General features: G+C 68.6%; 11 protein-coding genes and 3 pseudogenes. 10 read left to right on the forward strand and 4 right to left on the reverse strand.

From position 1 onward, the window contains the following. Nucleotides 1-105 precede the first annotated feature (105 nt). The 3 genes and pseudogenes from ACWGJB_RS17080 to ACWGJB_RS17090 form a co-directional block, all read left to right on the forward strand. Nucleotides 106-402, forward strand: a pseudogene (locus ACWGJB_RS17080) (transposase); the annotation flags it as partial. 99 nt (nt 403-501) lie between these two features. Continuing rightward, nucleotides 502-1347, forward strand: coding sequence for an RNA polymerase sigma factor SigF (locus tag ACWGJB_RS17085; RefSeq protein ID WP_453380951.1), 846 nt, complete (start codon nt 502-504; stop codon nt 1345-1347). A gap of 107 nt (nt 1348-1454) precedes the next feature. Next, nucleotides 1455-1829 (forward strand): STAS domain-containing protein, encoded by a 375-nt coding sequence (locus tag ACWGJB_RS17090; RefSeq protein WP_453380952.1) that lies wholly within the window; start codon nt 1455-1457, stop codon nt 1827-1829. 295 nt (nt 1830-2124) lie between these two features. Here ACWGJB_RS17090 and ACWGJB_RS17095 read toward each other — a convergent pair whose 3' ends face one another. Continuing rightward, entirely contained in the window at nt 2125-2547 is a 423-nt protein-coding gene (locus tag ACWGJB_RS17095; protein WP_453380953.1) for an ester cyclase, read from the reverse strand. Nucleotides 2548-2644: 97 nt separating this feature from the next. Here ACWGJB_RS17095 and ACWGJB_RS17100 point away from each other — a divergent pair, with 97 nt between their 5' ends. Then, complete coding sequence (locus ACWGJB_RS17100) at nt 2645-3205, forward strand: PadR family transcriptional regulator (protein WP_266514243.1); 561 nt, start codon at nt 2645-2647, stop codon at nt 3203-3205. Nucleotides 3206-3227: 22 nt separating this feature from the next. Next, a pseudogene (locus tag ACWGJB_RS17105) lies at nt 3228-4149 on the forward strand (NADPH:quinone reductase). A 203-nt stretch (nt 4150-4352) separates the two neighbouring features. Here ACWGJB_RS17105 and ACWGJB_RS17110 read toward each other — a convergent pair. Further along, nucleotides 4353-4535: a hypothetical protein gene (locus ACWGJB_RS17110; RefSeq protein ID WP_453380954.1), complete on the reverse strand. Its 183-nt coding sequence runs from the start codon at nt 4533-4535 to the stop codon at nt 4353-4355. Beyond that, the gene (locus ACWGJB_RS17115; protein ID WP_453380955.1) at nt 4535-5077 is read right to left on the reverse strand and encodes a site-specific integrase; all 543 of its coding nucleotides are present in this window, start codon (nt 5075-5077) and stop codon (nt 4535-4537) included. The genes ACWGJB_RS17110 and ACWGJB_RS17115 overlap by 1 nt, the downstream gene beginning before the upstream one ends. 193 nt (nt 5078-5270) lie before the next feature. Between ACWGJB_RS17115 and ACWGJB_RS17120 the strand changes: the two are divergent. After that, nucleotides 5271-6385: pseudogene (locus tag ACWGJB_RS17120) on the forward strand (alkene reductase). A 739-nt stretch (nt 6386-7124) separates the two neighbouring features. Here ACWGJB_RS17120 and ACWGJB_RS17125 read toward each other — a convergent pair. Next, nucleotides 7125-8084: a helix-turn-helix domain-containing protein gene (locus ACWGJB_RS17125; protein ID WP_453380956.1), complete on the reverse strand. Its 960-nt coding sequence runs from the start codon at nt 8082-8084 to the stop codon at nt 7125-7127. A 246-nt stretch (nt 8085-8330) separates the two neighbouring features. Here ACWGJB_RS17125 and ACWGJB_RS17130 point away from each other — a divergent pair, with 246 nt between their 5' ends. From ACWGJB_RS17130 to ACWGJB_RS17145, 4 genes are all read left to right on the forward strand, one after another. Continuing rightward, nucleotides 8331-9176 carry an SDR family oxidoreductase gene (locus ACWGJB_RS17130; protein ID WP_453380957.1) on the forward strand — a complete coding sequence of 282 codons (846 nt, stop codon included), beginning with the start codon at nt 8331-8333 and terminating at the stop codon, nt 9174-9176. A 74-nt stretch (nt 9177-9250) separates the two neighbouring features. Then, nucleotides 9251-9733, forward strand: a complete 483-nt coding sequence (locus ACWGJB_RS17135; RefSeq protein ID WP_453380958.1) for a nitroreductase family deazaflavin-dependent oxidoreductase — start codon at nt 9251-9253, stop codon at nt 9731-9733. Nucleotides 9734-10072: 339 nt separating this feature from the next. Further along, nucleotides 10073-11053, forward strand: a complete 981-nt coding sequence (locus tag ACWGJB_RS17140; protein ID WP_453380959.1) for an aldo/keto reductase — start codon at nt 10073-10075, stop codon at nt 11051-11053. 90 nt (nt 11054-11143) lie between these two features. After that, complete coding sequence (locus ACWGJB_RS17145) at nt 11144-11683, forward strand: NAD(P)H-dependent oxidoreductase (RefSeq protein WP_453380960.1); 540 nt, start codon at nt 11144-11146, stop codon at nt 11681-11683. Nucleotides 11684-11935: the final 252 nt, after the last annotated feature.

Raw genomic sequence — 11935 nt, forward strand, 5'->3', positions numbered from 1 at the left:
TTTACCCTCGGGTCGTCATCAGCCCAGGAGGGCTTGGAACCGATCGAGGCCAATAGCGGCTAAGAGACCATCTCAGTTGGCGTGATCTTGCGGCAGCCTGGGGTGATGACTGCTGCGCTTGTCGAGCGGATGGCGCCGGAAGAGCTGTGGACGTTGTCCCAGCGGGTGGTGCCGCCGGCACCGGTGCGCCCGCAGGGTGGAGGGCACCGCCGGCGAGGGGACCGCGAGGTGCTGGCCGCGATCGTCTTCGTGGCCACCTCGGGCTGCACCTGGAACCAACTCCCGCCGGGCTTCGGGCTGTCGGGGGTCACCGCCTTCCCACGGTTCACCGAGTGGACAGAGGCCAGGGTGTGGGCCAAGCTCCACCGCCTGGTCCTGGACCATGGAGAGTCCGGCGGGGACTGACAGCAGTTCGAGGAATGCCGATCGGCGGACGGGGTAGGCGCGTGCCTGCCGGACGATGGACCGGCGAGGACGAGGCTGATCGACCGGGAGGGCGCCATGATGCCGACGACGACCGTGCTGACGGCCGGGCAGACGGTGGATGTGCCGGAGATCACGGACCCTTCCAAGGTCGCGCCGAAGGACGCGCGGGAGCTGTCGAAGCCGTTCTTCGACCGGCTGGCCGTCCTGGAGGAGGGAACGCCCGAGTATCAGTACGCGCGCAACACGCTGATCGAGATGAACATGTCCCTGGTCCGCTTCGCGGCCGGCCGGTTCCGCAGCCGCGGGCCGGAGGAGTTGGAGGACATCGTCCAGGTCGGCATGATCGGCCTGATCAAGGCGATCGACCGCTTCGAGCTGGCCCGCGAGGTCGAGTTCACCTCCTTCGCTGTGCCGTACATCGTCGGCGAGATCAAGCGGTTCTTCCGCGATACCTCTTGGGCCGTACATGTCCCGCGCCGGCTCCAGGAAGCCCGCGTCCAACTCGCCCGCGCCAACGAGGAACTGCGCAGCCGACTGGGCCGGACACCGACCACCAAAGAGCTTTCCGAGCTGATGAGCCTTCCGGAGGACGAGGTCGTCGAGGCCCAACTGGCCTCCAACGGCTACAAGTCCGCCTCCCTGGACGCGGCGATCAACGGCAGCGAGGACGGCGAGGCCGCGCTGGCGGACTTCATCGGCGACGAGGACGCCGCCCTCGGCCTGGTCGAGGACTTCCACGCCCTCGCCCCGATGATCGCCGAACTCGACGAACGCGACCGCAAGATCATCCACTGGCGGTTCGTGGAGGAACTCACCCAGGCCCAGATCGGTGAACGTCTCGGTGTCTCCCAGATGCACGTCTCCCGGCTGATCTCCCGTCTCCTGGCGCGCCTGCGAGAAGGCATGCTCAGCACCGTCTGACGCGCGAAGGCATGCTCATCACCGTCTGACGGTCGGGGGCCCGGCAGCCGTTTCGGCCTGGCGCCGGTCTCTCGCGTGGGCGCGACCTTCACGACATACTCACCGCCATGAGCCCTGTGAGCGGTGAGGCCAGGCCGCCGGATCCGACCACGGCGCATGCGGGCCCGCTGCCGCACCTCATGCAGTGCGAACAGGGCGACGCGTGGGTGGTGACCGTCGTCGGCGCCTTCGACCTGGACTCAGCTCCCGTCCTGTCGGCGGCGCTGGGGACCGGAGCCCGGACCCACTCCAAGGTGGTGGTGGATGCCGCTGGCCTGACCTTCGCGGATTCGACCGTCCTGAACCTGCTGCTGCACTTCAACCGGACGGCCGTGCTGCGGGTGGCCAGGCCCGCGCCGGCACTTGCGAGGGTTCTGGAGCTGACAGGAGCGGATGCCGTCCTGGACGTCCGGCCGACGGTGGAGGACGCGCTCGCCGGGTGACAGGCATGCCAGGCACCGGCGGAGACCGTACGCTGAGGGGGCTCGGGGCCTGCCATGGGGAGGTCTGCGATGCCGCGGAGCATCTGGTCCGGCGCGATCAGCTTCGGCCTGGTCACTTCTCTGAACTAGCAGCTGAGCTGTACGAGCGGCGCTGCTCACCACCACCCGAGCATGCTGGAAGACATCGACCATGTCGGCCTGGTCACCGCCGGAGCCGATTGCTTGCCACCCAACAGGACCCCTCCCTCCTTCCGAGGCAGGCAGCCGCGCCGAAGGTATGCGCTCCACACCTGCTTCACAGCGCCGGTACGGCACCGATCTGCTGCATGACTCCGAGGAGGTCGGGCTGGCCTCGTTCGCCGACGATCCGGCCGTGGGCCAGGTAGTAGAAGTTCATGGCCTGCACCGAGACCTTGTTGCCGCTCGCAGGGATCCCGAAGAATTCGCCCTCGTGCGTGCCGCGCATGGTGAACCGCGCAGCCACCGTGTCGCCTTCCCTGACCATCTCTTCCAGGGTCCACTGGATGTCCGGGAGTCCGCTGCGCATCATCCCGATGACTTCCATGTAGCCCTCGGGGCCTCGAAGCGGTTCCGGGTGACTCGGTGCGTGAAACACTGCGGCGGGAGAAATGACCTCGCGGGCAAGGTCCTCGTTGGCCGTGTTGATGAACTCGACGAAGCGGTTCATTACTGACTCGACAGATTCCGGCGGCATCATTCTCTACCTTTCAGGGTGGTCGGTGGGGATCCGGTCTCCACGCTAACATCGAATCGATGTGTGCATCGATTCGATGTGGTTGTGGGATACTGGGGGCATGCTGGAACTAGCGATACTGGGCTTCCTGGCCGAGGGCTCCCTGCCCGGACACGAGCTACGCCGCCGGGTCTCGCAGTTGACCGGGTACACGCGGCCGGTCAGCGACGGCAGCCTGTATCCGGCGATCAACCGCCTCGCCAAGGCGGACCTGCTGGAGCGGTGCGCCGACCCGGGTGCGGGCGCAGCGCGGTACGTGCTGAGCCTGACCGATGCCGGGCGCACTGAGCTGCTGAATCGGCTGCGCAAGCCGGCCGACCATGAGATCACCGACTTCACCCGCTTCTTCACCGTCCTGGCGTTCCTCTCCCACCTGCCCGACGTGTCCGAACAGCACGCGGTGCTGCGCAGACGGCTGGAGTTCCTGGAGGAGCCGGCGAGTTTCTTCTACTCCGGTGACAGGCCGCTGCGAGCCGAGGAGGTCCCGGACCCCTACCGGCGCGGCATGCTGCTCACCGCCCGCGCCATCAGCAGCGCCGAACGCGCCTGGTTGCACAGGGTTCTGGATGGCGACGAGCCCACCGAGAACGCTTCCTTCCCGCTCGACGAACCTGCAAGCTGACCGCCCACGGAGGTACCCATCCATGCTTGCGTCCTGGTACGACGAACAGGGCCCCGCCGCCGATGTCCTGCACGTTGGCGACCTGCGCGACCCCACTCCCGGCCCCGGCGAGGTCCGCGTCCGCGTCAACGTTTCGGGCGTCAATCCCGGCGACACCAAGAAGCGGCGCGGCTGGCTCGGCTCCTCGATGCCGCACCCGCGGGTGATCCCGCACAGCGATGCCGCCGGAGTCATCGACGCAGTGGGCGACGGGGTCGATGCCCGCCGCGTCGGACAGCGGGTCTGGGTGTACGGCGCCCAGTCCTATCGCCCCTCCGGCACCGCCGCCCAGTTCACTGTCGTACCCGCTGATCTGGCCGTCCCGCTGCCCGACCACCTCAGCGACGAACTCGGCGCCAGCCTGGGCATCCCCGGGATCACCGCCCACCGCACCGTGTTCAGTGACGGCCCCGTCGACGGGAACCTCGTGCTCGTGCACGGGGTGCTCGGCGGCGTCGGCTCCCTGGCCGCGCAGCTCGCCCGGTGGGGCGGCGCGACGGTGATCGGGACCGTGCGGCACGGCAGCGACCTGGACCGCGTCGACCCCGCTGTGGTCACCCACGCCGTGGCGCTTGACGCGGACGACCCCGTCACCGCGATCCGCGCGCACGCTCCCAACGGGGTGCACCGAATCGTCGAAGTGGCCCTGTCCGACAACGCGGACCTGGACAACGCCGTCGTCGAGAACGGCGCGGTTATCGCTGCCTACGCCACCAGGGACGATCGGCCCCGACTTCCCCCATGCGGCGAAACGGCAGGCGGCCCGCGACCTCACCGCCGCAGCCGCGGTCGGCATGTTGACCGTCGCCATCGGCGACCTGTACCCCCTGGAAAAGATCGCCCAAGCCCACGACCGTGTCGACGCCGGCGGCCGAGGTCGCGTACTGGTGACCATCCCCAGCTGAACTGCATCGGCACGACGCGTCCCGTAAGGCCCCGGCTGCCAAAGCTGTCACCATCCGCGGTCAGCCGTGGACCACGAACGAGATCAATAACTTCAGCTCGGTTTCAGATCGGCACGGGGTGTGGGGGTGGGTCCCCCCAGCGTGGAGCGCGGGGATCTCATGTAAGGCGAGTGGGAACGGCTGAGGCCGTTTCTGCCGGTCCATCATCGGTCCTTCCTTCGGGCAGGAAGGCCGATATTCACCGGACCGCCGGGGGACTTGGTGTCGATTTGGCTGATCTTGGATTCGGCGCCGGCCAGGCTGATGCGGAGCCCTTCAATCTCGCCGAGCCAGCCCTCCCTTTGCGCCTCGGCGATGCGGTCAATGAGGTTGTTCCGGATTTCCATCAGCCGACCGCGCTGGGTGGGGTCGGGGCGAAGGGGCGAAGGAGAGAGCATCGAACGCAGGCGTGCTCGTGGACGCACGCGGTGCCGTAGGCGCGGGCGCAGGTGCCGACGGAGAGTTTGCGGCGCTCGAAGTGGCCGAGAAAGTCCTCCCACTCGGCATCGGTAGGGGTGCGGTATTCCTCTGCCGGGCGCAGGGCGCGGCGGCGGGTGATGAAGGCGCGGTGGGCTTCGATGGTCTCTTCCGGGTAGATCGCGTTGTAGCCCATCGTGGTGTTGATGTTGGCGTGGCCGGCGATGACCTGCGCGATGTGAGGCGGGAGGCCGGAGCGGATGGCATCGGTGATGAACGGGCGGCGGAAGTCGTGCGGCGCGAAGACCAGAGGCTGGCCGTTGAGTCGGTGAGGCCGATGAAGGTGAGGACCTCTCCGAGCGCGCTGCGGATGAACTCGCCCGACATGCGGGATCTCGTGCGCAAGGAGCGAACGCCCGTACTTCGGCGGGCAGTTGCGCTTGACCGGCGTCGACGCCGACGCCGACGGCATGCGGCTCTCACCGCGTTCGCCCCCGCGTTCGCCGCCAACACCACCCACACCCCGATCGCAGTCCTGGAACCGCGTCACCGTCAGCGGCCCCGCGCCTGCCCGAGGACCGCATCCGCGCCTCCGCCGGGACAGCGTGGACCCCTTGCGTCGCAGACCTTCATCCCGTTTTCCTCCGTATTACAGAAAGAAACCCATGACTATCAAAATTTCAGAAGTTTCGTCCGTTCCATCGCTTTCCTCCCCCGTCGCCCTCGGGAAGATCGAGCTCGCCAACCGCATCGTCATGGCACCGCTGACTCGGGTCCGGGCCGGTTCCTCCGGCATCCCCGGGGGACCTCATGGTCGAGTACTACCGGCAGCGGGCGAGCGTCGGAATGATCATCACCGAGGGCACCTACCCCGACAACGCGTCGCAGGGGTATGTCGGTGAGCCGGGCATCGCCACCGACGAGCAGGCGGCCGGCTGGCAGCGGGTGTTCGAGGCGGTGCACGCCGAGGGCGGCCGCATCGTCCTGCAGATCATGCACGCCGGCCGCGGCAATCACCCCGACGTCAACGGCGGCCGCCGCATCCTCGCCCCCAGCGCGATTGCCATCGACGGCAAGACGTTCACCGAGAAGGGCGAGCAGCCCTACCCCATACCGGAAGCGATGACCACCGCAGAGATCCGGGCAGCCCTGGAGGACTTCGTCACCGCGGCCCGCCGGGCCGTCGAGGCGGGAGCGGACGGCGTGGAAATCCACGGCGCCAACGGCTACCTGCTCCAGGAGTTCCTCTCCCCGGCGGCCAACCAGCGCACCGATGGATACGGCGGCTCGCCGCAGAACCGCGCCCGCTTCGTCGTCGAGGTCGTCACGGCGGTCGCCCAGGCCGTCGGTGCCGAGCGGGTCGGGCTGCGGATCTCGCCGGAGGTCGACCTCGGGGACGTCTTCGAGACCGACCGGGACGACGTCCTGGCCACCTACGGCACCCTGAGGGACCAACTGCGACCGCTGGGCCTGGCCTACCTCTCCGTACTGCACGCCGAGCCGGGCGGCGACCTTGTACAGGAGCTGCGGCGGCCCTTCGACGGCAAGCTGATCGTCAACAGCGGCTCCTTCGGGGGGCAGACCACCCGCGAGCAGGCGCTCCAGCAGGTCGAGGCCGACCACGCCGATGCCGTGGTCGTGGGCCGGGCCCTCATCGCCAACCCCGACCTGGTCGAGCGCTGGCAGGGTGGCCACCCGGAGAACGAGCCGCGGCCGGAACTGTTCTACGGGCCGGGCGCCGAGGGCTACACCGACTAACCCCTTCCTCGAAGCGGCTTGAGGCCCACGGTCACGCCTGTCCATGCGGCAGCCCCACTCACACATGGACAGGCGCCCGACCGGCGACACTGTGCCCGCCCCTTTGAGCCCGCGGTCACACCGGCGATCACCGGCTCGAGGACCGTCGGGTCCGGCAGAGCGTTGACGGTCCGCAAGTTCCTGGTCAGCAGCCTGCGTTCGGTGACCTCGTCGAGCACATCGCTCTCGTGCGTGGCCACCGCGGCGGCCTTCGGCCGCAGCTGACGCCTATGACAGTTTTCCGGCGGCGGCCCATCTACCAGGTCCGCCTTCCGCTTCGGAGGCGAACTCTTCCAGCACGCCCCGGGGGTGGGCGGGGGCGTGCTCGCCGGACAGCCACGCCGACCACACCTGCTCCGCCGACGGGAACGTGGCGGGGGCCTCCTCAGCGAGGCGGCCGGCTGTCGACGGAACGGCGGCCGCCATGGCTTCGGCCTTGCCGACCCTGCTGTGGAAGCTGAGCACCCGGCGGAACCGCTCCTCAACGGCCGCACGCATGAGGACCGTTTATGGCGGGGGTTGACAGTTGTCCGTTTGTCCACAGTGCCGCGAGCTGGAGTGCAATGTCACCCCAGCGGCCTCGCGTAGCTGGCTGCGTATCTCTTGGTGGACTCACACAGAGCCACGCGTAGATGGCTGCGCTGTCCTGGCCTCGACATCGGTAGCGGATGCTGACGCTGCGCCGCAAAAGTTGCCGCAGATCGACTCGCGTGGCTCGTCGGTCAGTCGGGTGTCTCGGCCGAGTCGGCGGGCTGGGAGTCGTCGGCCGGCGCGGACCGCTCGATGTCGTCGTTGGTCGCGGCCCAGCTGGCCAGCAGGTTCAGGCCGTCCTGCGAGGGTGACGCGGGCTCGGGGGTGTAGGTGAGGAGGAACTGGCTGGGGCCGTCGGGGAGCGGGAAGGTTTCGAAGGGCAGGTCGAGGTCGCCGACGACCGGGTGGTGGAGGAGTTTCACGCCGGTGGTGTGCATGCGGACGTTGTGGGCCGCCCAGCGGCGACGGAATTCCGCGCTGCGGGTGGACAGTTCCCCGATCAGGTCCGTCAGCCGTCGATCGTAGAGATCGCGGCCGGCCTCGGCGCGCAGCATGGCGACCGTGTCGTTGGCGACTTCGTCCCAGTGACGGAAGAACTCGGTCGCGTGCGGGCTGAGGAAGACGAACCGGGCGTTGTTCGGCGGCCGTACCGGGTCGGCGTAGACGGGGGAGAACAGGGCGCGCCCGAGGTGGTTGGCCGCCAGGATGTCTCCGCGTCCGCTGAGGATGAACGCGGGTGTGCCGCTCATCGAGTCGAGGACGCGCTGCACCGCGGGCCGTACACGCTGCTGGGCAGGCCGACGACGTGGCGGACGGCTCGTGCCGGCACCGCGCAGGAGGTCGAGCAGGTGGATGCGTTCGGCCTCGTCGAGCTGCAGTGCCTGTGCGATGCCGTCGATGACGCTCTCGGAGACTCCGGTGGCGTTGCCGCGCTCCAGCCGGGTGTAGTACTCGCTGGAGATGCCCGCGAGGAGGGCGACCTCCTCGCGGCGCAGCCCGGTGACCCGTCGGCGCTCTCCGCCGTAGAGGGGCAGTCCGGCCTGCTCGGGGGTGACCCTGGCCCGGCGCGTGCCGAGGAATTCCCGGATCTCCGCGCGGAAATCATCGCGGATGTCGCGGTTGGTGCCTTGTGGGTCGCTTCTGCCTGCCATGCGTTTCACTCTACGAGTGCTTCCGCCGGGTTGGGGGTCCCTGTCAGTGACCCCCTCAGCAGGGACTCCCACACGCGCGTGACACGCGGTTTTGTTGGTGGTGCACCGCCCACGGCGGTGTGAACCGTCCGGACAGACGGCGCTTGTGCCGCCGGTCCCAGCCCCCTCTGCGGCGCTGTCGGCGCTGCATGCATCACCCCCGCGCACAGCGGGTGCCGGATCACGGCGCCTGAAAGGAAGCCCCCCATGAGCAAGGTCATTCTCGTCACCGGTGCCGGACGCGGTCTCGGCGCTGATATCGCCCGCGAGGCCCTCGCCGCAGGCCACCGGGTCGTCGCCACCGGCCGCCGCCCCGAAGAGGTCGAGAAGACCCTCGGCGGACCGCACGACAACCTGTTGGCCACCAGGCTCGACGTCACCAGCCTGGAGGATGCCGGGGCCGCCGCGCAGGCAGCCGTCGACCGCTTCGGCCGCATCGATGTCCTGATCAACAACGCCGGGAACCTGTTCACCGGCTACTTCGAGGAGATCTCGCCCGCGCAGATGCGCCGGCAGTTCGAGACCAACCTCTTCGGCCCGATGAACGTCACCCGCGCCGTCCTGCCGATCCTGCGCAAGCAGCGTGCCGGCCACGTCATCACCATCACCTCGACCGCCGGGCTGGTCGGCATGGAGTTCACCTCCGCCTACGCCGCCTCGAAGTTCGCCGAAGAGGGCTGGATGGAGTCCCTGCGCTACGACGTCGAGCCGTACAACATCCACACCACGATCGTGGAGCCCGGCTACTTCCGCACCGAACTCCTCGTGGACGGCTCCACCACCTGGCCCGAGCTGTCCATCGACGACTACGCCCCGCGCACCGCCCCCCGGATCGAGGGCATGAAGAGCATGAACGGCAAGCAGCCCGGCGACCCCGCCAAGCTCGCCCGCGCCCTGCTCACCATCGCCGAACAGGACAAGCCGCTGCTGCGCTTCATCGCCGGCGCGGACGCCATCGAGGCCGCCGAGGCCAAGGCGAAGGAACTCCTCGCCCAGGCCGACGCCTCCCGCGAACTGGGCGGCGCCCTGGCCTACGACGACGCCCACGCGTGAACACCACACCCCGCACCCAGGCCAGGACGGAGGACCGCCCCGGGTGCGCGTTCGACAGCACGGAGAGAGCCAACATGCCCCTCAAAGGCGAGTACGAGCCGAGCAAGGCGCAGGTTGTACGTGACCAGGTGGAGCTGTACGAGAGCTCCGGCGGTACGCAGGGAACGACGCTGAGCATCCTGGTCACACAGGAGGAAGACGAGAGGCTCCGGGACCTGCCCGTCGTCATCCTGACCACCCTGGGCGCGAAGAGCGGCAAGATCCGCAAGACACCGGTCATGCGGGTGGAGCACGACGGCGTCTACGCCGTCATCGCCTCCATGGCAGGAGCCCCCAAGCACCCGGTCTGGTACCACAACGCGGTGGCCGACCCCCGAGTCGAGCTTCAGGACGGCCCGGTGCGCCAGGACATGCTGGCACGCGAGGTGACCGGGGACGAGAAGGCCCTGTGGTGGGCCCGAGCCGTCGAAGCGTTCCCTGACTACGCCGAGTACCAGAAGAACACGGACCGTGAGATCCCGGTCCTCGTTCTGGAGCCAGCGGCCCACGAGCACTGACCCGGCGCAGCCTGGCCCTGGCAACACCAGCGTCGGACCCCACCTGCCAGCGGCCAGCTCGAATCCCCCAAGGTCGGCCCGCCCGGCCGCCTGGACGAAGCACATCACAGGCGACCGCGGCATCGATGTCCTCGGCAGCCTGACCTACGACGACACCCACGCCTGAGCACCATGCCCGGCCGAGGCCGGAAGCCGCCGGGTGCACCCCACGGCGCTGACCCGCTACCCGCAACGGCGCCCGCGCCGGCAGCGCTCGGACCACCGAAGCACGGTCCGCCAGCTGGTGGCGCAGCCCGTTGATCAGACCGGCCTGACGGCCGTCACGAAAAGGAGTACCTGATGAAGCACGTATCACTGGGCGCGCTCGATGTCTCCCGCATCGGACTGGGAGCCATGACCATGGCCGGCGTCTACACCACGGGTGGGGGGCTCGACGACGCCGAGTCGACCCGCACCATCCATCGTGCGCTGGACCTCGGGGTCACCCACATCGACACCGCCGAGATCTACGGCCCCTTCCACAGCGAGGAAATCGTCGGCAAGGCCATCAAGGGCCGCCGGGACGACGTCGTCGTGGCGACGAAGTTCGGTCTCGTCTCCCACGCCGGCAACGGCCCCGGCGTCATCGACAGCAGCGCCGGCAACGTGAAGGCCGCGGTCGAAGGCTCGCTCCTGCGGCTCGGCACCGATCACATCGACCTCTACTACCAGCACCGCGTCGACCCGAACACGCCCATCGAGGAGACCATCGGCGCGCTGGCCGAGCTGGTCGCCGAAGGCAAGGTGCGCCACATCGGCCTCTCGGAAGCCGGACCCGAGACGATCCGCCGAGCGCACGCCGTGCATCCGGTGGCGGCGCTGCAGACCGAATACTCCCTGTGGACCCGCGACGTCGAGGTTGAAATCCTCCCGCTGCTGCGCGAGCTCGGTATCGGATTCGTGCCCTACTCGCCGCTCGGCCACGGCTTGCTGACCGGGCAGATCCGCACCGTCGACGACTTCGCCGACGACGACTGGCGCAAGACCAACCCGCGCTTCACCGGCGAAAACTTCCAGCGCAACCTGCGCATCGTCGACGAAGTACAGGCCATCGGCGCCGAGATCGGCGCCACCCCGGCACAGACCGCGCTGGCCTGGCTGCTGACCCGCGGCGACGACATCGCCCCCATCCCCGGAACCCGCCGGGTCGCACGCGTCGAAGAGAACACCGCCGCCGACGGCGTCGAACTCAGCGCCGCTCAGCTCGACCGCCTGAACAACCTCACACCGGCCGCGGGCGAGCGCCACGACGAGGCGAACTTGGCCACCATCGACCGGTGATCTGACGCCCCGCGACGTACTGACGCGTCGCACCCGGCCAACCCGCATCCGTTGACCCATTTCACCGATCACTGAAGAGGCTTTCTCATCATGTCCAAGGTTCTCCTTGTCGTAGGCCACCCCGACCTGTCCCGGTCGAAGGCCAACGCGGCGCTCGTGGACGCCGTCCGCGAGCTGGCCCATGTCACCGTGCACGACCTCTACGCCACCTACCCTGACTTCCAGATCGACGTCGACGCCGAGCAGGCACTGCTGGCCGAACACGACGTGATCGTCTTCCAGCACCCGGTGTTCTGGTACAACACCACCCCGCTGTTCAAGCAGTGGCAGGACAAGGTCTTCACCCTCGGTTGGGCCTTCACCATGGACGGCTCTGCCTCGCAGCTGGCCGGAAAGAAGGCCGTCGTCGCCGTCACCACCGGCGTCCCCGCCGACCACTACACCCCCGAAGGCGCCAACCAGGCCACCATCGAGACCCTCCTCAGCAACTGGCACGCCACCCTGCGGCTTTGCCAGTTCGACATCCAGCCGATGGTCAAGTTCTACGGCACCGCCTTCGGCCTCTCCGACGAGGACTTGGCCACCGCCGCCAAGCAGTACAACGAACTGCTCGCCTCCTTCGCGGCCTGACCGCACTCCCACGACGACAGCCGCCCTCGCCGATCGCGACGCAGCGGCGATGTGCCCCACCGGTCTCCGGTCGTTTTTCGCCGGATCGGCGCCAAGCGACCGGAGATCAGTATCGTCAGTATCGGCGGCGACCGTGTCGTGAAACAGCGACCGCTCGGCCGCGCGCCGTTCGGCGTTCTCCGCTGTCTTCCGGGCCGCTGCGTGCTGGTTCTTCAGCGATACCCCGATGGGGAAGCCGTCCCACACTGCTGT

The sequence above is a fragment of the Streptomyces sp. NPDC054813 genome (genome assembly GCF_053611365.1).

Coding starts and splice junctions, on each gene's coding strand:
- ACWGJB_RS17130 (WP_453380957.1), top strand. CDS start 8,331: ATGAGCAAGGTCATTCTCGTCACCGGTGCCGGACGCGGTCTCGGCGCT.
- ACWGJB_RS17085 (WP_453380951.1), top strand. CDS start 502: ATGATGCCGACGACGACCGTGCTGACGGCCGGGCAGACGGTGGATGTG.
- ACWGJB_RS17100 (WP_266514243.1), top strand. CDS start 2,645: ATGCTGGAACTAGCGATACTGGGCTTCCTGGCCGAGGGCTCCCTGCCC.
- ACWGJB_RS17115 (WP_453380955.1), bottom strand. CDS start 5,077: ATGCCGTCGGCGTCGGCGTCGACGCCGGTCAAGCGCAACTGCCCGCCG.
- ACWGJB_RS17145 (WP_453380960.1), top strand. CDS start 11,144: ATGTCCAAGGTTCTCCTTGTCGTAGGCCACCCCGACCTGTCCCGGTCG.
- ACWGJB_RS17110 (WP_453380954.1), bottom strand. CDS start 4,535: ATGGAAATCCGGAACAACCTCATTGACCGCATCGCCGAGGCGCAAAGG.
- ACWGJB_RS17090 (WP_453380952.1), top strand. CDS start 1,455: ATGAGCCCTGTGAGCGGTGAGGCCAGGCCGCCGGATCCGACCACGGCG.
- ACWGJB_RS17135 (WP_453380958.1), top strand. CDS start 9,251: ATGCCCCTCAAAGGCGAGTACGAGCCGAGCAAGGCGCAGGTTGTACGT.
- ACWGJB_RS17140 (WP_453380959.1), top strand. CDS start 10,073: ATGAAGCACGTATCACTGGGCGCGCTCGATGTCTCCCGCATCGGACTG.
- ACWGJB_RS17125 (WP_453380956.1), bottom strand. CDS start 8,084: ATGGCAGGCAGAAGCGACCCACAAGGCACCAACCGCGACATCCGCGAT.
- ACWGJB_RS17095 (WP_453380953.1), bottom strand. CDS start 2,547: ATGATGCCGCCGGAATCTGTCGAGTCAGTAATGAACCGCTTCGTCGAG.